This is a genomic window from Streptomyces odontomachi, assembly GCF_024435355.1.
Taxonomy (GTDB): domain Bacteria; phylum Actinomycetota; class Actinomycetes; order Streptomycetales; family Streptomycetaceae; genus Streptomyces; species Streptomyces odontomachi.
In genome coordinates, this window is the sequence record NZ_JAMJWG010000010.1 from 247,420 (window position 1) to 267,342 (window position 19,923).

17 protein-coding genes and 1 pseudogene are annotated in these 19,923 nt (G+C 69.7%); 5 read left to right on the plus strand and 13 right to left on the minus strand.

Annotation, left to right across the window (positions count from 1 at the left end; genetic code table 11):
* Positions 1-27 precede the first annotated feature (27 nt).
* Positions 28-1,983 carry a M13 family metallopeptidase gene (locus tag NQO67_RS21995; RefSeq protein WP_255951824.1) on the plus strand — a complete coding sequence of 652 codons (1,956 nt, stop codon included), beginning with the start codon at positions 28-30 and terminating at the stop codon, positions 1,981-1,983.
* 200 nt (positions 1,984-2,183) lie between these two features.
* Here the strand turns inward: NQO67_RS21995 and NQO67_RS22000 are convergent, their stop codons facing one another.
* The 3 genes from NQO67_RS22000 to NQO67_RS22010 form a co-directional block, all read right to left on the minus strand.
* Positions 2,184-3,842 (minus strand): penicillin-binding transpeptidase domain-containing protein, encoded by a 1,659-nt coding sequence (locus NQO67_RS22000; protein WP_255951825.1) that lies wholly within the window; start codon positions 3,840-3,842, stop codon positions 2,184-2,186.
* Between the two features lie 150 nt (positions 3,843-3,992).
* Positions 3,993-4,571: a M23 family metallopeptidase gene (locus tag NQO67_RS22005; protein ID WP_255951826.1), complete on the minus strand. Its 579-nt coding sequence runs from the start codon at positions 4,569-4,571 to the stop codon at positions 3,993-3,995.
* A gap of 285 nt (positions 4,572-4,856) precedes the next feature.
* Positions 4,857-6,077: an RNA-guided endonuclease InsQ/TnpB family protein gene (locus NQO67_RS22010; protein WP_255951827.1), complete on the minus strand. Its 1,221-nt coding sequence runs from the start codon at positions 6,075-6,077 to the stop codon at positions 4,857-4,859.
* A 26-nt stretch (positions 6,078-6,103) separates the two neighbouring features.
* Here NQO67_RS22010 and tnpA point away from each other — a divergent pair.
* Positions 6,104-6,514, plus strand: a pseudogene (gene tnpA, locus NQO67_RS22015) (IS200/IS605 family transposase); the annotation flags it as partial.
* 69 nt (positions 6,515-6,583) lie between these two features.
* Here the strand turns inward: tnpA and NQO67_RS22020 are convergent.
* The 3 genes from NQO67_RS22020 to NQO67_RS22030 form a co-directional block, all read right to left on the minus strand.
* The gene (locus tag NQO67_RS22020; RefSeq protein ID WP_255951917.1) at positions 6,584-6,832 is read right to left on the minus strand and encodes a DoxX family protein; all 249 of its coding nucleotides are present in this window, start codon (positions 6,830-6,832) and stop codon (positions 6,584-6,586) included.
* Positions 6,829-7,443, minus strand: coding sequence for a TetR/AcrR family transcriptional regulator (locus NQO67_RS22025; RefSeq protein ID WP_255951829.1), 615 nt, complete (start codon positions 7,441-7,443; stop codon positions 6,829-6,831). The genes NQO67_RS22020 and NQO67_RS22025 overlap by 4 nt, the downstream gene beginning before the upstream one ends.
* A gap of 143 nt (positions 7,444-7,586) precedes the next feature.
* Positions 7,587-8,543 (minus strand): amidohydrolase family protein, encoded by a 957-nt coding sequence (locus NQO67_RS22030; RefSeq protein ID WP_255951831.1) that lies wholly within the window; start codon positions 8,541-8,543, stop codon positions 7,587-7,589.
* A gap of 140 nt (positions 8,544-8,683) precedes the next feature.
* On the opposite strand from NQO67_RS22030, the gene NQO67_RS22035 reads away from it, so the two are divergent.
* Positions 8,684-8,980, plus strand: coding sequence for a GYD domain-containing protein (locus NQO67_RS22035; RefSeq protein WP_255951832.1), 297 nt, complete (start codon positions 8,684-8,686; stop codon positions 8,978-8,980).
* On the opposite strand, the gene NQO67_RS22040 is transcribed toward NQO67_RS22035, so the two are convergent.
* The 7 genes from NQO67_RS22040 to NQO67_RS22070 all read right to left on the minus strand — a co-directional run bounded on the left by NQO67_RS22040 (position 8,961) and on the right by NQO67_RS22070 (position 16,473).
* Positions 8,961-10,292 carry a glycosyltransferase family protein gene (locus NQO67_RS22040; protein ID WP_255951833.1) on the minus strand — a complete coding sequence of 444 codons (1,332 nt, stop codon included), beginning with the start codon at positions 10,290-10,292 and terminating at the stop codon, positions 8,961-8,963. The two genes, NQO67_RS22035 and NQO67_RS22040, sit on opposite strands and share 20 nt — an antisense overlap.
* 105 nt (positions 10,293-10,397) lie before the next feature.
* Complete coding sequence (locus NQO67_RS22045; protein ID WP_255951835.1) at positions 10,398-11,492, minus strand: Gfo/Idh/MocA family protein; 1,095 nt, start codon at positions 11,490-11,492, stop codon at positions 10,398-10,400.
* Positions 11,493-11,779: 287 nt separating this feature from the next.
* On the minus strand, positions 11,780-12,580 hold the full coding sequence (locus NQO67_RS22050) for an ABC transporter permease (RefSeq protein WP_255951836.1): 801 nt from the start codon (positions 12,578-12,580) through the stop codon (positions 11,780-11,782).
* Between the two features lie 3 nt (positions 12,581-12,583).
* Positions 12,584-13,393 (minus strand): ABC transporter permease, encoded by an 810-nt coding sequence (locus NQO67_RS22055; RefSeq protein WP_255951837.1) that lies wholly within the window; start codon positions 13,391-13,393, stop codon positions 12,584-12,586.
* 68 nt (positions 13,394-13,461) lie between these two features.
* On the minus strand, positions 13,462-14,463 hold the full coding sequence (locus tag NQO67_RS22060; RefSeq protein WP_374119053.1) for an ABC transporter ATP-binding protein: 1,002 nt from the start codon (positions 14,461-14,463) through the stop codon (positions 13,462-13,464).
* Between the two features lie 106 nt (positions 14,464-14,569).
* A complete protein-coding gene (locus NQO67_RS22065) occupies positions 14,570-15,229 on the minus strand; it encodes a response regulator transcription factor (RefSeq protein WP_255951913.1) in 660 nt (219 codons plus the stop codon).
* On the minus strand, positions 15,202-16,473 hold the full coding sequence (locus NQO67_RS22070) for a sensor histidine kinase (RefSeq protein WP_255951914.1): 1,272 nt from the start codon (positions 16,471-16,473) through the stop codon (positions 15,202-15,204). Before NQO67_RS22070 ends, NQO67_RS22065 begins: the two co-directional genes overlap by 28 nt.
* A gap of 246 nt (positions 16,474-16,719) precedes the next feature.
* Between NQO67_RS22070 and NQO67_RS22075 the strand changes: the two genes are divergently transcribed.
* A complete protein-coding gene (locus NQO67_RS22075) occupies positions 16,720-17,457 on the plus strand; it encodes an ABC transporter ATP-binding protein (RefSeq protein WP_255951838.1) in 738 nt (245 codons plus the stop codon).
* The gene (locus NQO67_RS22080) at positions 17,451-19,916 is read left to right on the plus strand and encodes an ABC transporter permease (RefSeq protein ID WP_255951839.1); all 2,466 of its coding nucleotides are present in this window, start codon (positions 17,451-17,453) and stop codon (positions 19,914-19,916) included. Before NQO67_RS22075 ends, NQO67_RS22080 begins: the two co-directional genes overlap by 7 nt.
* The last annotated feature ends 7 nt before the right edge of the window (positions 19,917-19,923 follow it).

Sequence of the window (19,923 nt, forward strand, 5' to 3'; positions counted from 1 at the left end):
CGCCGGCCAGTGCGTAGGCTGGCGACCGTGACCATCCTCGAGGACGCCCAAGCGGGCATGAACCCTGACATCCGGCCCCAGGACGACCTGTTCCGGCACGTGAACGGCCGCTGGCTGGACGAGACAGAGATCCCTTCCGACAAGTCGGGCTGGGGCTCCTTCGTGGCCCTGGCCGAGCTCTCGGAGCAGCGGGTCAAGGACATCATCGAGACGCTGGCCGGCCAGGAGCACGAGCCGGGTTCCAACGCGCAGAAGATCGGCGACCTGTACGCCAGCTTCATGGCGGAGGACCGGATCGAGGCCCTCGGCGCCCAGCCGCTGCACGAGCACCTCGACGCGATCACCGCGCTGGGGGACCTCGACGCGCTCGTGGAGTACGTCGGTGGCCTCGAGCGGCGCGGTGGCAACGGCTTCTTCGATTCCTACGTCGACACCGACGACCGGAACTCCGAGCGCTACCTCGTCAACCTCGTGCAGGGCGGTATCGGCCTGCCCGACGAGTCCTACTACCGCGAGGACAAGTTCGCCGACATCCGCGCGGAGTACGTCGTCCACCTGGAGAAGATGTTCGGCCTGGCCGGCTGGGCCGATCCGGCCCGTGCCGCGCAGCAGGTCATGGACGTCGAGACCCGGTTGGCCAAGGGCCACTGGGAGCGCGCCGAGACCCGCGACCCGGTGAAGAGCTACAACCTGCACTCGGCCGAGCAGCTGCGGGCGCTCGCGCCGGCGTTCGCGTGGCAGCGGTGGGGTGCCGCCCTCGGCGCGACCGACGCGACGCTGGCCGAGGTCAACGTGCGCCAGCCGAGCTACGTCGAGCACCTGGCCGGTGCGCTCGGCGAGGTGGCGCTCGACGACTGGAAGGCCTGGGTGGCGATCCGGGTGGTGTGGTCGGCCGCGCCGTACCTGTCCTCGGACTTCGTGCAGGCCAACTTCGACTTCTACGGCAGGACGCTGTCCGGCACGCCCGAGCTCCGGGCCCGCTGGAAGCGTGGCGTCTCGTTCGTGGAGGGCTCCGTCGGCGAGGCCGTCGGGAAGGAGTACGTCGAGCGGCACTTCCCGGCCCGGTCCAAGAAGCTGATGCAGGAGCTGGTCGCGAACCTGCTGGAGGCCTACCGGCGCAGCATCGAGGCGCTCGACTGGATGGGCGAGGAGACCAAGCAGCGGGCCTACCGCAAGCTGGAGACCTTCTACCCCAAGATCGGCTACCCGGACACCTGGCGTGACTACTCCAAGCTCGACGTCAGCGCCGACGACCTGCTCGGGAACGTCCGGGCGGTGGCGGCCTTCGAAACCGACCGGGAACTGAACAAGATCGGCCGCCCCGTCGACCGCGAGGAGTGGCTGATGCTGCCCCACCAGGTCAACGCCTACTACAACCCCGGCCTCAACGAGATCTGCTTCCCGGCCGGCATCCTCCAGGCGCCGTTCTTCGACGCCGACGCCGAGGCGGCCGAGAACTACGGCGGCATCGGAGCCGTGATCGGACACGAGATCGGCCACGGCTTCGACGACCAGGGTTCCCAGTTCGACGAGCACGGCAACCTGGAGAACTGGTGGACCGACGACGACCGGGCGGCGTTCCGCGAGCGGGCCGACAAGCTGATCGCGCAGTACGACGGTTTCGAGCCGGCGGAGCTGCCCGGCCAGCGCGTCAACGGCGCCCTCACCGTCGGTGAGAACATCGGCGACCTCGGTGGTATCACCATCGCGTTGAAGGCGTACCTGATCAGCCTTGCGGGGCGGGAGATCCCGGTGGTCGGCGGCCTGACCGGCCAGCAGCGGGTCTTCTACAACTTCAGCAACATCTGGCGCTCCAAGCGGCGCAAGGAGCTGGTGCAGCAGCTGCTCGCGACCGACCCGCACAGCCCCACCGAGTTCCGCGCCAACATCGTCCGCAACCTCGACGAGTTCGTGGAGGCGTTCGACGTGCGCCCCGGTGACGGCCTCTGGCTCGACCCTGAGGACCGGGTCCGCATCTGGTAGTCCCGCCGTGCGCCGGGGTGCGTGCGGCGTGCGCCCCGGAGGCATCGAGGTGACGCGGCACGCTCCGGTGAGCGGCCGACGTCACCTCGATGGGCGTGAGGCTCGCCCGGCGGGGATGGCGTGACGCCGGGAGCCCACGGCGCAGCCGCCGCGGCAGCCGTTGCCGGGAGCCCCGGGAACGGCGCCGCGCCGATGCCTGGTCAGCGCTCCGTCAGCAGATGCCGGACGACGTATCCCGCGGAGTCCACGCCTGAGCTGCCGCCCTCGACGAGGGCCGCCACCGCGATACGGGAGTCGTACGCGGTCAGCCAGCCGTTGGTGTGGTCCCCCTCCTCCGCGGTGCCCGTCTTGGCGCCGACGCCCGCGAGTCCACCCAGCCGTGGGGCCGCGGTGCCGCCGGTGGCCACGCTGCGCATCATCGATTGCAGGTAGCCCGCCGTGCGGGCGGAGATGGCCCGGGGAGCACTCTCCTGCTCCTGTCCCGGCAGGATGATCGGCTGGTGGAAGCCGACGCCGCGCACGGTGGCGGCGACGGATGCCATGACCAGCGGCGTGGCCGTGACCTTGCCCTGGCCGATGAACTGGGCCGCCTGGTCACCGCCCTGCACGTCCGCCGGAATGCTCGGGTCGGTGGTGGCGACCCCGCCGCCGATCGACCAGCTGCCCATGCCGAAGACGCTCACGGCCTCGTCGTGCAGGGCGGAGGCGTCCCCGTCGTGCACGAGGTAGTGGAAACCGTCCTTGATGAAGGAGGTGTTGCAGGACACCGTGAAGCCCTGGGCGATGGTGGAGCCGGGGTTCGCGCGCACGCCGGCATCGTTGTGGAACGACTGGCTGTTGGCCGTCAGCGTGTCCGTGCACGGGGCGGGGCTGCTCGGCGTGAGGCCCGCCTGGTCGAACAGGGCCGCCGAGGTGACGATCTTCATGGTGGAGCCGGGCGACTTGATGCCGTTGATCGCGATGTCGCCGTCCGAGCCCGCGTGGGCGAGGGCGAGGATGTGGCCGTTCGTCCAGTCGAGCGCCACGGTGCCGGCGGCCTTGTCCTGGAGGCGGGAGTCCTTCACCGCGTTCTCGGCGACCGCTTGGAGGCGTGCGTCGATGGTGGTCTTGATGGCGGCGGCGTGCCCCTTGGTGAAGACCTTCAGCGTCTTGACGCCCGCACCGCCGTCGTCGAGCACGGCCACGCCCGTGCCGGTGTTCCCGCCGGCAGGCGTGGCGTTCTTGCGGATCGTCGCCGCGATGTCGCGCAGCGAGGGGAACGTGGACAGGTCCGTCTTGCCGTCGCTCGCGACCACCTTGGCCGTGGACGTACCGGCGGGCAACTTGCCGGCGGTCAGCGACTGGTCGTCGCCGAGTCCCGGGTAGAGCACCGAGTTGTTCCAGTGCACCGCCAGCAAGTGCGCGTTGCTCTGCAACACCGCGACGGCGCTCGGGTAACTCCAGGTGCCGCCCGCGACGTGCGCGGTGACGTCGAAGGTGACCTTGGTGGCGCCGCGTGTCACCGACGAGGGTCCCGCGGAGTGGATGTGCTCGAACGAGACCTCCGTCAGGTGCAGCCCCTCCTTGTACGCCTGTAGTGCCTGCGAGGCCGCGCCCGGCGCGTCGGTGTCCCGCGCGGCTTCGTCGAGACGCCGGGTGGACCAGTTGTCCAGGAAGGTGCGCGTCAGCCTGATCGCCTTGGCGTCCGACGGCGGTGTACTCGACACCGCCGCGGGGTCGAAGCTCTGCTCCGCCTCGGGCCCGCCATCGCTGCTCGCCCCGGAGGTCAGCCCCTGCACGATGTTGTACGCGCCGCATCCCCCGAGGACGAGCAGTCCCGCACACGCACCGGCCATGCCGACCTTCGCCGCTCTATTCATACAAGAGATCGTATATTTTCACCTATCCCGCACATGCCGAATTCTTGTGAACCGTTATCGGAGTGTGGGCCATCGGCAACAGAACTCCGGGGCGGACGCAGGCGCCCCCCGGCGTCCCGTCCGCCCCGGCGGGGGCTGGCGTACCCCGGGTCAGCAGCGGTTGTTGCTGGTCTGGTAGCGCGTGGTGTAGTCGCTCCAGGTGACTCCCTGGACGACGGAGACGACCACGGCACCGTCGTGTATCTGCTCGTAGTGCAGGTGCGGCGAGAGGTCGTAGATCGCGGATGTGGCGCCCACCTTCCCGATCAGCTGGCCGACGCTCACGGAGGCGCCCGCTGCCACGTCACGTTCCTGAAGGTGCGCGTACCGGGTCCGCCAGCCGTCGCCGTGGCCGATCACGATCGTGTTGCCGTATCCGGTGCTCGTGTCGTAGTACGAGGAGAGCACCGTGCCGCCGGCGCTGGCGAACACCCGGCGGCCCAGGTCGTCCGGGGTGCCGCCCGCGTCGTAGTGGTTCCAGTCGATCGAGTGCGCCGGGCTGTGCCCCTGCCAGTTGCTGCCGCGCCAGCTCTGGCCGCAGTCGAACGGCATCTTGAAGGCGGGCCGGCCGGCCGCCAGCGCCTCGCTCGACGAGGCGTCCTGCGGGCTCGCGACGGCCGTCGGAGCCGAGACGAGGACGGCGGCGACCATGCCGATGGCCGCGAGCAGCCGGCGGGATCGTCTCTTCATGGTTTTCCCCTTGTGGTCGGTGGCCCGGCGATTCAAGGGGGCGGTCATACAAAGCGGATACAAACGACTGCCGGTCCCTCCGCGACGACCGCCGGCCCCTCTGCAAGGGCCCGACGGCGACCTGCGCCCGGCAGCCGGCGTTCACAGGCCCGGCACGTAGGACGCCATGAGCGCGAACGTCGAGAGTGCGAGCATGCCGAGACAGTTCAGCCAGAACTCGGACTTCAGGAAACGCGCCCGGACGTGCGCGTAGGACGCTGCGAGGAATTGACTTCCGCTCCCCGGCTAAAGCCGGGGGATTCCTACCACGGTCGGCTGACCGTCTCGGTGGGTTCCTGTTTCACTGCGCTGTGCCGGGACGAGTCCCGGTCTTACCTGCGCTCCGCAGGCTGACACGGCCAGTCCGGCCGCCTTCGCGACGTTGACCGCCGCGTTGATGTCCCGATCGAGGAAGGCCCCGCAGGCTCCGCACTCCCACACACGGATGTGGAGGGGCTTGGGGCCGTCCTTGACGCCGCACTGCGAGCAGACCTGAGAGGTTGGCTCGAACCGGCCGATGCGCACGAAGGTGCGCCCGTACCGGGCTGCTTTGTATTCCAGCATGGCCGTGAACGCGGACCATCCGGCGTCGTGGACGGACTTGGCCAGGCGTGTGCGGACGAGTCCTTTGATCGCCAGGTCCTCAACGGCAACCGCTTGGTTATCACGGATGATCTTCGTTGAGAGCTGGTGATGGAACTCGCGCCGTGCGTCGGCCACCTTCGCATGTGCGCGGGCGACCTTGAGCCGGGCCTTTCCTCGGTTGTTGCTGCCCCTCGCCTTGCGGCTCAGGGCCTGCTGCGTCTTCTTGAGGCGTTTCTCAGCCCGGCGCAGGAAGCGCGGACTGTCGATCTTCGTGCCGTCCGAGAGGATCGCGAAATGCGACAGGCCCAGGTCGATACCGACCTCGGACGTCACCTGGGGCAACACCGCGTTCGCGTCGGTCTCGACCACGAAGGACGCGAAGTACCTTCCGGCGGCGTCCTTGATCACGGTCACTGTGGAGGGCACGGACGGCAGCGTGCGGGACCACTTCACCCGCACGTCGCCGATCTTCGGCAAGGACAGGTCTTGGCCGGTCGTGATCTTCCAACGGGCGTTGGCGGTGAACCGTACGGCCTGCCGGTTGTCCTTGCGGCTCTTGAACCTCGGGGCGCCCATGCGGGGGCGCTTGCCCTTGAAGCCGTCGAAGAAGTTCCGGTACGCGGTGTCCAGGTCCCGCAACGACTGTTGCAGGACGACGGCGGAGACCTCGCCGAGCCACGCTCGCTCTTCGGTCTTCTTCGCCTCGGTGATCAGCAGCTTCGACAGGTCCCCGGTCTTCGGGAACGCCTCGCCGGCGCCGCGGGCGGTCTCACGGGCACGAAGCGCATCGTTATAGACCACCCTCGCGCACCCGAACGACCTGGCCAGCGCGGAACGCTGAGGACCGTTCGGGTACATCCGGAAGGCGTACCTGAGCTGCATAACGATCACCGTACTACAGTTGGTTTATGGCTGAGTATCAGAACATCAGAACAGGCAGACACTGCGAATTCGTCATGCACGCACACTTGGTTTTCGTGACGAAGTAGCGGCACAAGGTCTTCCACGACGCACACCTAACTCGCATGGAGGAGATCATGCGGGCCGTCTGCAAGGACTTCGAGTGCGAGCTAGTGGAGTTCAACGGTGAGAACAACCACGTCCACCTCTTGGTCAACTTTCCGCCGAAGGTCGCCGTCTCCAAGCTGGTCAACAGCTTGAAGGGCGTCTCCTCCCGGCGGCTCCGCCAGGAGTACCCGGAACTGGTTCGGCACTACTGGCGGGCTCAACGACTGCGGTCAGGCTCCTACTTCGCCGGATCAGTCGGCGGGGCTCCGCTGTCGATCGTCCGTCAGTACATCGAGCAGCAAAATCGTCCGCTTCAGCCCGCGGGTCAGAGCAGCACTCAGAATCGCTTCACCTCCCCCGTAAACGGGGGAGCACTGCGATTAGTCCCGGTAGCAGACGACGCCGGTGTTCGCCGCCTCGCCGATACCGGCCACGTAGATGCCGGTGACGAGGCCGGCGGCGGCGACGAGCTTGATCACGACGAGCGTCCACCACCAGTCCTCGGGGAACTCGACCCCGTTCAGGCAGGCGCGGATGAAGGCCGGGGGGCGGATGGACATCGCGGCGTCCACGGCGAGGACCCCCGCAAGGACCGCCTGCGGCCACCACAGGTCCGGTATGACGGTCATCGCTGCGCGCCCCTTCCTTCTCCTCGGCTCTCGGTGATGAACTCCACGACGGAGACGAGGTCTTCGACGGGCCCGCTCAGGTCGCTCCCGCCGGCCCCGGCACCGGCGAAGAGCGTGCCGAGATAGGCGAGATGGATCGCGGTCGCGCCACGCGCGGCGGCTTCCGGCGCGAAACCGGCGCGGGCGAGGACGTCGCCGATCTCGCGCCGCAGCACCACGGCGAGCTCGCCGAAGACGCCGGCCTTGTGCCTGCCGGCCACGAGGGTCGCCGCGTACTGGCGGGCGAGTTCGGGATCACCGGTGAAGAGGGCGACGAACGGCTCGAACAGGGCGAGGATCTCGTCGACCACCCGGCCGGGCGAAGGCGCCGTGCGGCCCGGTTTCCCCCGGTCCGCTCGCTGCTCGTGGAGGGCGGAGATGCGCCGGTCGAACAGCTCGACCAGGATCGCCGCCTTGTCACCCACCGCCATCACGGTCCCCACGCTCACCCCGGCGCCCGCGGCGATCTCCCGGACGGTGGTGGACTCGAACCCGCGGTCGGCGAACAGCCGCTCGGCGGCGCTCAGGACCCGCCGGCGGGTGGCTTCCCGCTGCGCGCTGCGCGAGGTCATGCCGACCCGACTCGAACCTGGTGCTGAACACGTTCACTGAACATGTTCAGCAAGCTAGCGCGCCCGACCGGCCGACGTCAACGTGCGACCGCCCCCGCCTCCCGGCACCCCGCCACCCCCTCACCGACCTCCCCGCCGACCCGTCACAGCCCGAACAGCCCCGCCGCGTTGTCGTGGCACACCGCCCGCAGCCAGTCCGGTCCGAGGTCCAGCCGCTCCAGGGCATGGAGCTGGTGCGCGTAGGGATAGGGGATGTTGGGGAAGTCGGAGCCGAGCAGGATGCGGTCGCCGAGCCCGGCGAGTCGCGGGAGGGCCCGGCGCGGGAACGGCATGAACTTCTCGGTGAAGTCGGTGAACACCATCGTCGTGTCCAGCCGCAGTTGCCCGTACCGCTCGGCGAGGTCGAGGAACTCCTCATACTCGGGCATGCCCAGGTGCGCGACGATCAGGCGCAGCCCCGGGTGCCGCGCCAGCACTCGCGCGATCGGCTCGGGGCCGGTGTGCTCGCCCGGCGCCGGCCCGGATCCGCAGTGCATCACCACGGGGATCCCGGCCTCGGCCAGCATCCCCCAGGCCTCCTGGAGAAGCTCGTCGGCCGGATCGTAGGCGCCCACCTGCACGTGCGCCTTGAACACCCGCGCGCCCGCTTCGATCGCCTCGCGGACGTATGCCCCGACACCCGGCTCGGGATGGAGCGTGGCGGTGTGCAGGCAGTCGGGGGTGCGGCCGGCGAAGTCGGCCGCCCAGGCGTTGAGCCACCGGGCCATGCCGGGCTTGTGCGGGTAGAGCATCGCGGTGAAGGCCCGGACGCCGAGCTCCCGCAGCAGGGCCGTCCGTTCCGCCTCCTGCCTGCGGTAGACGATCGGCCACTCGAGCCCGCCGATCAGCGGCCCTTGCGCATCGAAGTAGCCCCAGACCTTGTGCTGGACGCGCTCGGGCATGAAGTGCGTGTGCACGTCGACCAGCCCGGGGAGCCCCAGCCGCTGCCAGAAACGACGGACTTCCCCGACCTCTTCGCGGGGAGCGTCGGCGGAGGTGGTCGCGGAGGTGGTTCCCGTGGAACGGGCAGGGTCGGCGGATGCCACGCGGTGATCGTTCATACGTCCACCATCGGCCCGGGTGAAGGGATGGGTCCACCCCCTCCCGCCGCTCGCTCGTTCGGGTGCGCACCTCGTGCACGGTGCGGCCGCGACGCCCAGGATGGACTTCGCGGTGCACCTACTCGCGAAGGTGAACGAACATGGCAATGTATGTCATATTGCTGAACTGGACCGATCAGGGCATTCAACACTACAAGGACACCTCGAAGCGCGCCGAGACCTTCGGCGCGGCGGCCCAGAAGCTCGGGGCGAAGCTCCTCCACATCTACTGGACGGTCGGCCCGTACGACCTCGTGGCCATCGTCGAGGCGCCCGACGACGAGACCGCCACCGCGGCGCTCCTCCAGCTCGGCGGGGTGGGCAATGTCCGTAGCACGGCCCTTCGGGCCTTCGGCCAGGAGGAGATGGACCGCATCATCAAGAAGGCCGCCGGCTGACGGACCGGCTCATCGCTCCGGTGGTGAGCCACTCGACCACGGGACGGAAGTACCGTCGCACCGTCGACCACTCGTCGGAATACCACGTCTTGGCTATGGCCAGGTTTCGGTGAACGAGATCCTGGCGGTCTTCCGGCTGCATGACGAGTTCCGCGGCCCGGGTGACCAGCGAAGCATCGAACCCCGGCGTCTGCATGGAGACCGACGGGCTCTCGAACGGATCACCGGCGGCCATCGTGAGAAAGTCGAAGCCGCGCGGCAGGAATTCGTTCACCATCACCGGATAACGCGCCGCGAACAGCGGCCTTTGGGCTACGACGCTCTCTATGACCGGGTTTCCGAAACCCTCCGCCGTACTCGCGAACGTGATGAGGTCGGCGGCGAGGTAGGCATCGTTGACGCAGAAGTGACGCGCTGAAGCGTCGGCACGGTGCGGGCATGGTGGACACGCGGACAAGCCGCCGTCCATGAAGCGCAGCGCCACACCGAGCTGATCGGAGAGTTCGATGAGCGATGACTTGTAGTTTTCGAGATCACCCGGCGAGAGCCCGAAGCCACCTCTGACCGGTCCGGTGACAACGAGAACCGGGGTCCTGTCCACCTGCGCAGCGACCTGCGCCGCAAAGTGGACGGAATGCTGAATCCCCTTCATGGGGACGCAGCGGGTGGGTTGCACGAACACCAGCGCGTTGCTCGGCAGCTCCAGGCTCTCCCGGAAGGCCGCCGGGCGGTGCAGACTCTCCTGGACGTCGAACGAGAACATGTTCGGAACCGCGATACCGCCGCCCATGCCGCCTGGCCGCCGCTTCGCCAGTCCGCCCAGCGCGTGCGACGTCAGCGCGACATGGAGAATCTGATCGTCCACCGGCGGGAGGTTTCGACCGGCCGCATAATTGAAGTACGGAATGCGTGCGGGGAGACGCTCCCACACGTAGTCATGCTCCCTGCTGACGACACGGATAGGCCTGTTGCTCAGGAGGCGCGCTATCGCGGCAGTGAACGGGAGCGATATGGGATAGGACAGCAGCGCATCGACATGAATAGCCTCGATTCCGTGCCGGTCGACAAGTCGCACCAGTGTTGCGTGGACGGGTTCCGCCGCCTCCTGCACGAGCGCATCGACGTGAGCGAAGTGTTGCCGGGTTCTGGCGGCGGCAGCGGCTTCCAGGATGCGCCTGTTGACCGGGTGCCGCCGGGACAGAATGTCCAACGTGGCGATGTGCGGAGCCGACTCGGGCTGCGGCTGGCCTCGAATGGCCAACGTCTCCATACCGAAGGAGCGGTAGTAGCGTTCCCATTTCAGGATCTCCACCGCCGGCCCGACATTGGGGGGCCCACCCGATGCAATCGTGCACATCCTCATGACCGCACATCATGACCGAGCCGAGCCCGGCATGGACACCACCATGCCGCGTTCCTAGCCGCGAATGTCCCCGATTCCGGACTGAACGGGCTTCCAGGCCGAGGCGCGCATGGAGTCATGGACCGCCTCGATGGCGTCCACCAGGTGGTACGCGAGCTCGGGGCCCAGCCGGTGGTCCTCGCCGGCGCGAAGGGCCCGGCCGAGATCCCGCAGACCACTTCCGTACACCTCACCATCGCCCGAGGCGTCCTCGATGGTTTCGTCACTACCGTCTTCGCGCAGGAGACGGAGAGGTTCCGAGTAGTGGGTGGGATCAGGGAGCACCAGGGTTCCCTTCGTTCCATACACTTCGATCCTGGGGAGCACCGTCCCCCAGACGTCGAAACTGGTCACAATACTGGCCATGGCACCGGATTCGAACCTCACATGCGCATTGATGTGGGTCTCCGTCTCGACCGGGAATTCCGTTCCGGCGAGCGGGCCGGTGCTTATGACGCGGGAGGGAAATGTCGTTCCGCCCAGGGCGGATACCGCTTCGACGGGCGAGTTGAACATCCACAGGAGGGCGGACAGGTAGTACGGCGCCCGATTGAAGAAGGGGCCCCCGCCGACCGAGGCGTAATACGCGCGCGGGTCGGGATGCCATGACTCGTGCCCATGCGTCATCACGAAGGCGGTCGCAGCGAACGGTCGCCCTATGGCGCCCTCGTCGACCAGCCCGCGCGCGGTGGTGAGGGTCCAGCCGAGGACCTGGTCGGGCGCGCAGGCCACCCGCAGCCCCTGCCTCTTCGCGAACTCCAGGACCTCCGTGGTCTCATTCCGCGTGTTCGTGAGAGGCTTCTCGGAATAGACGTGTTTCCCTGCCAGCAGCGCCGCCTTGCACACGTCCAGATGCTGATCCGGTGGGGTCAGATTAAGGATGACCTCAACGGACTCATCGGCCAGGAGTTCGTCGAGGGACGCGGTGGTGGGCACCCCGTACTCCGAGGCGAGTGCTTCCGCGCGTTCCGGATCGAGGTCGGTGCACGCGACAAGCGAAAGGGCAGGGTCACGAGCTATACCCGCCATGTACCTGGGGCTCACCCTGCCGCAGCCGACCATCCCTATCCGCAGCGGCGGTGAAAAGAGCGCATCAGGGGAGCTGGACATACGGAACACCTTCCTACCTCGGCCAGTCGTTATCTTGGAATTCGGCGTCGGATAACATTCCGTGAGCAATTGCAATGGAGTCGTGTACGGTACATGCACTTGCTCGGCATGGTGGAATCTTCAGATCCTCACGCCGGAGCACGACCACATGAGCCTCCGGCTCATGCACGGGTAGGAGTAGGTGGGAGAATGCGCCGAGATCCACCGGCAACCGGGGACCGCAGGGAGTGTAGCCAGATCGCGACGAGCGGCGTCAAGTGGTCTTCCGTCACCAATCGTTGGCCGGGTCAGTGCCCCGAACTCATGTAGTGCCGGATCTGGCGATGCCAGAACCACAGAGCGACGCCCCACAGGACCGAACCCACCACAGGCGTGCACCAGGCAAAGGCCGCGGGGACGTATAGCTCACCCGTATGGTTCAACAACACCGTGGCCGGGAGATAAGCGACGAAGGCAAGAGGAAGCGCGAAGGTGAGGGCAGACCTCGCCACGCCGGGCAGAATGGACAACGGATAGCCGCCGAACGTGTTGATGACCCGGTCCACAAGCATCCGGAGCGAGCGGACCGACATCATACGAAAGGCAAAAGCCGACACGAACACCTGAATAGCCGCCTCCACCAACCCGCCGCCCAGCACGGCGAGAACGAGGAAGGCGACCGAGCCGGCCGACCAGTCGACCCGCACGAGATGTGCGGCCACCACCAGCAGCGTGGCTCCACCCGTCAGATCACCCAGGGACTGAAGCCTGATGCGGCGGGTCACCAACTGCACGAAAGGGCTCACCGGCCGCACCAGGAACCGGTCGAAGTGCCCGTCCCGCACGATGTAGTCGATCCCGAACAGCTCGGCAAAGGGGACGGTGAACAGAGCATGGGACATGAGCCTCATGCTGTAGAGGAAAGCGATCTCACCCAGCGACCAGGAGGCGATCGAGCCGAACTGGCGGATCACCACCCAGACGAAGGCAAGACCGACTCCCTGATACGCGACCCCGGCCACGATCCAGAGCGCCAGATTGCTCCGGTACTGCAACTCGCTGCGCAGCGCAGCGCCGAGAAGCGCCCGGTAGATCCGCAGGGTCCGCATTCCCTATCCCCCCTGGATGGTGACCCGGCGGAACACCCGCCGCCAGACCAGCCTGAGAATCACCCAGACCACCACCGCCCAGCCCACCTGCTGGCCGATCAGCACCCAGGCCCCCGAACCCTGAACCCTGCCCAGATAAATGGCGACAGGGGCATACGACGACGCCTGGAAAGGCAGCACCGAGGCCGTCTCCCGCAGCCACTCCGGCATGAACCACAGGGGAACCAGCGCGCCGGCCAGGAACTGGGAGATCGCGGTGTAGATCATGAACGGCCCCGACACCTCGAGGGTCCAGAAGGCGAGCATGCCCACCACGGCCTGAAGCAGCGTGGCAACGGCCCAGCCCACCAGGAGCGCGATCACGTACTCTCCCGCGGCCAGCGCCGATGCCGGGCCGACCGCGCCACCCGCCAGGACGGCGAAGGGCAGGCCGACCAGCGCGAACGGCAACAGCACCGCGGTGCCCCCGACCTGGCAGGCGATCACCTGATGGAGGAAGCCCAGCGGCCTGAGCAGGTCCATCGCAACGGTCCCCTCCCGCACCCGTTGAGGGATCTGCTCCGACGCCCGGGGCATGAACACCCAGGATTGCAGGCTCACGATGGTGGAGTAGGCGATCTGGAGCGGAAGGGTGACCCCGTGCACCGTGCGGTGCTCGCCGTAGACCGCCACCCACACCACCCGGAACAGGTAGATCTGGATGATCAGGCCAGCCAGGCCCAGCGCGTAGTCGGCCCGATAGACCGTCACGGCCCTGGCCTGGAGCCGGCAGAACGCGAGCCAGGAACGCACCTTCAGGGCCGTGCCGTTCACGGTCCCGTTCGCCGCCCCGCTCGCTGCCCCTTTCACGGTCCCGTTCGCCGCCCCGTTCACGGTCCCGTTCACGACAGCGCGCGCTGGGCGTAGATCTGGCGGATCACCGGCTCCAACGCGGGTTCGACGATCGACAGGTCCGACATGCGGTGTCGCTTCATCACCGCGGCGATCAGATCGGCGGCGGAGACCACCGCGGGGTCGAAGCGCAGGTGCAGCTCTCCCCGTCCCGCCGGCACCAGCTCCGCTCCGATCAGGTCGACCCAGTCGTCCGGTGCGTCATCCGCGTGATCGGCTTCGGCCAGCCGGAACACCAGCTGCCGGTAGGGCGCGTACCTCTTCTTGAGGGTCTGCACATCACCGTCGTAGAGCACCCGACCGTGGTCGATCAGCACGATGCGTCGGCACAACCGCTCCACGTCGTCCAGGTCGTGGGTGGTGAGGATGATCGTGGTGCGGTACTCCCGGTTCAGCCGTTCGACGAGGTGGCGGATGCGCTCCTTGGCGACCACGTCCAGGCCGATGGTGGGCTCGTCCAGGTACAGGACGCGGGGCCGGTACAGCATGGCGGCCGCGAGATCACCGCGCATGCGCTGGCCCAGGGAGAGCTGGCGCACCGGGGTGTCCAGGAAGTCGTCCATCTCCAGGATCTCCGTGAACTCGCCCAGGACCCGGTCGTAGTCGCGCGGGGGGATGTCGTAGAGCACCCCGACCAGCCTGAGTGACTCCCGCAGCGGCAGGTCCCACCACAGCTGGCTGCGCTGGCCGAAGACGACGCCGATCTGGCGGGAGTTGGCCTCCCGGTCCCGCCACGGAACGAGGCCACCGACCTCGACCTCGCCGCCGGTCGGCACCAGGATGCCGGTCAGCATCTTGATCGTGGTGGACTTCCCGGCCCCGTTCGGGCCCAGGTACCCGACCAGTTCCCCCTCCGCCACGTCGAAGCTCACGTCGTCCACGGCACGGGCCACCGTGTACTGCCTGGTCACCAGGGTCCGCAGGCCACCGAAGGGGCCGGCGTGGCGCTTCGGTCGACGGAACTCCTTGACCAGGTTGCGCACGCGGACCATCGGGGTTGAGTCTCTCGCCACGGGTGCCCCTTGCATGAGCTTGCCGTTGATCGTCATCCGGGATCCTAGGGAGCCGGACCGCGTCCTGGCTCACGCCCTCACGCCCTCACGCTCTCAGATAGGCCAGCACCGCCAGCACCCTGCGGTGCGTGTCGTCCGCCGGGGGCAGGTCCAACTTGGCGAAGATGCTGCTGATGTGCTTGCCCACGGCCGCTTCCGACACCACGAGTTCCCGCGCGGTCGCCCCGTTCGACCTGCCCTCGGCGATCAGGGCGAGGACTTCACGCTCGCGCGGCGTGAGCCTCGCCAGCGGGTCACGGCGGCGGCGCAGGAGCTGGCGTACGACTTCCGGGTCGACGACCGTGCCACCGTCCGCGACCTCGCACAGGGCGGCCACGAACTCCTCGACCTGCCCGACCCGGTCCTTGAGCAGATAGCCGACACCGGATCCGTCCCCGGAGTCGAGCAGTTCGGCCGCGTACCTGCGCTGCACGTACTGGCTGAGGACCAGGACGGGCAACGCGGGTGTGCGCTCGCGTAGACGTACCGCCGCGTGCAGGCCCTCGTCCTGGAATCCGGGCGGCATGCGGACATCCGTCACGACGATGTCGGGGGTGTCTTCCTCGACCGCGGCGACCAGCGCCTCGGCGTCCGCGACGGCCGCGACGACCTGGTGGCCGCACCGGGTGAGCAGGCCGATGAGCCCCTCCCGCAGCAGGACGCTGTCCTCGGCCAGCACTACGCGGAGCGACCGGTCGGCTCGCAGGGATCGCAAGGGAACTCCACACTCAGCAAGGTCGGACCGCCCGGCGGACTGGACAGGGAGAGTCTGCCATCGAGGACCGACACCCGGTCCGCGAGTCCGGTGAGCCCCGTGCCGGCAGCGGCGTCCGCGCCGCCTCGGCCGTCGTCGCGTATCCGCAGGCACAGCCGCCCCTCGCGGTGGCCGCCGCTCACCTCGGCGCGGCTCGCCCCGCTGTGCCTGGCGATGTTGGCGAGCGCCTCGCAGACCACGAAGTACGCGGCCGACTCGACGGCCTGGGGCAGGCGTCCCGGCAGTTCGAGATCGACGTCGACGGGGAGCGGTGACCGGTCCACGACATCGGCGACGGCGGCATGGAGTCCGTAGTCGGCGAGCACCTTGGGGTGAATGCCGTGAACGAGTTCGCGCAGCTCGGCGAGTGCCTTGCCGGCCTGGTCGTGGGCCTCGGCGAGCTGGTCGGCGAGCGGGCCCGGCGGTGCGTCCAGGCGGGCGAGGCCGAGCGTCATCGTCAGCGCGACGAGGCGCTGCTGGGCGCCGTCGTGCAGATCGCGCTCGATACGGCGCCGTTCCGTCTCGAAGGCGTCCACCAAGCGCACCCGGGAGCGGGTGAGTTCGACCACCCGGGCGCTCAGGTCGCCGTCGCGCGGCGCGATCAGCAGCCGGGTCAGCGCGGACCGGGCGCCGGCGACGGCACCCAGGACGTAACCGCAGAGGGCCATGAGGACGAGCCCGAGCACGGCCACACCGAGAGCCGCCGGCCAGCTGGTGACGGTCCACTGCTTGAGCACCTTCGTCTGCTGACCGTCGCCGACCGTGGCCATCAGCAGCGGCGCCGCGACCAGGGAGAGCGGGAAGAGCAGTCCGACGGTGATCGCGAGAGCGTCAACCGGCCACAGCAGGCCGGCGAACAGCAGGGTGTAGCCCAGCTCCCGCCAGGTCGCCGGCTCGCGCAGCCGGGTCGCCAGCCAGGCCCGCAGCCCCCCGACGGTGGGCGCGGCGTGCCGGCCGGGCGCCGGCTCCCGGTCGACCAGGCGCAGCCTGCGCCGTTCCACCCAGGCCACCGGGATGCCGGCGAGTGCCGTGAGGACGAGCAGCGGCAGCCCCACCAGCACGACGGCGAGCACGCCGCCGGCCACCGCCGCGGTCACGATCCCCACCAGCGCGACCATTCCGGTCACGGCGCCGGTGAGCAGGTAAGCCGCCGAGCGCCACGGCCACGGCGACACCAGAAAGCCGGGGCGGGACATGGCCTGCCACACGTTCCGAGGGTGCATGAAGTGCACCGTAGGAGGCCGGGCGGGACGAGCACCATCGGGCCAGGGGGAGGGCCCGGGGTAGGCCTGGCCCTACCCCAGGTCTCGGTCCTGCCGCACTGCGCCGGGCCGGCCCCGCACGGTTTCGTTGAGGCACCGAAGAGGCGGTGGCGGCGGCGTGACATCCGCCGCCGCCCCACCTGCCGTGCGGGTGGACCGACGACGAACGAGTGGGGACAGATGATCAACGATGCCGTCCAGGTGCGCTCCGTCAGCAGACGGTACGGGTCGGGCGACAGCGCGGTGACGGCGCTCGACCAGGTCTCGCTCGCCTTCCCCGAAGGGACGTTCACCGCCGTCATGGGACCGTCAGGATCGGGCAAGTCGACCCTGCTGCACTGCGCCGCGGGGCTCGACCGGCCCACCTCCGGCTCGGTCACCGTCGCGGGGACCGAGCTGACGCGACTGGGCGAGACCCGGCTGACCCGGCTGCGCCGGGAACGTATCGGCTTCGTCTTCCAGGCGTTCAACCTGCTGCCGTCCCTGACCGCCGAGCAGAACGTGGCACTGCCCCTGCGACTCGCCGGCCGCCGGCCCTCCGGGGCGCGGGTGCGCGAGGTGCTGCGGCAGGTCGGTCTCGGTGACCGGGCGCGGCACCGGCCGGCGGAGCTGTCCGGTGGCCAGCAGCAACGGGTCGCGCTGGCCCGTGCCCTGATCACCCGCCCCGCGGTGCTCTTCGGCGACGAGCCGACCGGTGCCCTGGACTCCCGGACCGGCCGGGAGGTGCTGGGCCTGCTGCGCGCCATGGTCGACGGCGACGGCCAGACGATCATCATGGTCACCCACGATCCGGTCGCGGCCTGCCACGCCGACCGCGTGGTCTTCCTCGTCGACGGGCGCCTGAACGGCGAACTGGCCGGCGCGGGCGCCGAGGACATCGCTGCGCACATGGCCAAGCTGGAGGCCGTGCCGTGCTGAGTGTCGCCCTGTGCACCCTGCGCGCGCGTTGGGTCACCTTCGTCGGCAGTTTCGTCGCGCTGTCGCTCGGCGTCGCGCTGCTCGCCGTGATGGGGCTGGCTCTCGCCTCCTCCCTGGACGCGCCCGACCGGGGGCCCGAACGGTTCGCCGCCGCACCGGTCGTGGTCAGAGGAGTGGACACCCTGCGGGTGTCGACCCCGGCCGGCGACCGCACAGAGCGGCTCGCCCAGCCGCGCGCCGTGCCCGCCCGGGTCGTCGCGAAGCTCAAGGAGCTGGGGACCGTAGTCGAGGACCGGTCGTTCGCCGTACGCGCCGCGCACGGACCGGGCGACCTGGTGGGCCACCCCTGGTCCACCGCGGCCTTCGCCCCGTACACGATCACCGCGGGACGGCCGCCGAAGGCCGCGGACGAGGTCGTCGTCAGCGGCGCCTGGGCCAGGCCGGGCGAGCGTGTCCGGACCGGACGCGGCACCGTGCGGGTCGTCGGCACCGTGGCCGACCGCGGCTTCGAGAACGCCGTCTTCTACACCGACGCGCGCGCCGCCCATCTGGCGCCGGCCAGCGTCCAGTTGGTCGTCGACGCGGACCCGGCAGCGGTGCGTGCGGCGGTGCGCGGCAGCGGCGACGGGGACGGCGTGCACGTATGGACCGGCGCAGCGCGCCGCTCCGCCGACCCCGGCCTCGCTCGCGACCGCGAGGCCGTCACCGCGATGAACGCCCTGTTCGGCACGGCCGGCGGCGTCTCGGCCTTCGTGTCGGTGTTCGTGGTTTCGTCCACCTTCGCTTTCGCGGTCGCCCAGCGGCGCCGGGAGTTCGGGCTGCTGCGCAGCGCCGGGGCGACGCCGGGGCAGGTCCGTCGCACGGTGTGCGCCGAGGCGCTCGCCGTGGGCGTGCTGGCGTCCGCCACCGGCTGCCTGGTGGGCTCCCGCTGCGCCCCGCTGCTGGCCGCCCGGGTGGTCGACACCGGGCTCGCGCCGGACTGGTTCGCCATCGGCGACGCCACCTGGCCGTATCACCTGGCCTTCTGGACGGGCCTGCTCGTCGCCCTGTGCGGGGTGGCCGCCGCTTCGTGGCGGGCCGGTCGGGTGGTTCCCACGGAGGCGTTGCGCGAGGCGTCCGTGGACGGCCAAGCGATGACGTGGGGGCGCCGGCTGGCCGGCACCGCGCTGCTGCTGACCGCCGCGGTCACGTTGGGCCTGGCGCTGATCGGCGATCCGGGCGAGCTGTTGCACCGCAAGACCTACGTGAGCCGGCCGATGCTGCTGATCACGGCGTGCGCGCTGCTCGCGCCGCTGGTGGTGCGCCCGTTGGCCCGGCTGCTGGCCTGGCTGCCGGCCCGGCTGCCCGGCGCCGTGGGCATGCTGGTGCGCGAGAACGCGGCCGCCGGGGTGCGCCGCACTGCGGCGATCGCTGCGCCCGTCCTGGTCACCGTCGCCCTCGCGGGATCGCTGTGGGGCGCCACCAGCACGCTGAACGCGGCGAAGGCCACCGAGACCCGCGAGCAGACCACCGCCGCCTTCGTCGTCACCCCGGCGGACGGTGCCGGCTTCGACGCGGCGACGCTGACCGCCCTGCGCAAGGTGCCCGGGGCCGAGGTCTCGGCGACCTCCTCCAGCGCCGTCTACGTCCTGGAGGACGGCACCGCGCTCACCGGGTCCGAGGCCCGTGCGGCCGAGCCTGGCCCGCTCGCGGCGACCACCCGCCTGCCGCTCGCCGCGGGTGACGTGCGCGACCTCGACGACGGCTCGATCATCGTCAACGAGGAGTGGCAGCGGCACACCGTGGGACAGCGGGTGCGGGTGTGGCTCGGCGACGGCACCCGGAGAACCCTGCGGATCGCGGCGGTGATGGCCACCGGCACCGGCGACAACGGCGTCTACGTCACCCCGCGCAACGCCCCCGGCGCGCACGTGGACCGGGTCGACGTCGCCCTCGCCGACGGTGCCGACGCGCGCTCCGTGGCCGCGGGGCTGCGCGCGGCGTTGCGGGACTCGGGCGGGCAGCTGCGCAGCAAGGCCCAGTGGGTGCGGGCCACTTCCCCGCAGACCGATCGCACGACCCGGCTCGGCTTCCTGCTGGTCCTGGGCATCGCCCTGCTCTACGCGGGCATCTCCCTGGCCAACACCATGGTCATGGCGACCTCCGACCGGGTGCGCGACCTGGCCGTGCTGCGCCTGGCCGGCGCCACCAGGGGGCAGGTGCTGTTGCTGGTGGGCACCGAGGCGCTGATGGTGGTCGCGGTGGGCGCGCTGCTCGGGGTGGTGGTCGCCGGCCTCAACCTGGCCGGCATGTGGGGCGCGCTGGGCCTGCTGTCGGTGTGGACCACGCTCGCGCTGCCCTGGGCCACGATCGGCGCGACCGTCGCCGCCTGCGCGGTACTGGCCGTGGTCTCGTCCGTCGCCCCCGCGGCACTCGCCCTGCGCCGCCGGGCCGTGGAGCTGGCGGGGATCCGGGAGTGACGCCTGG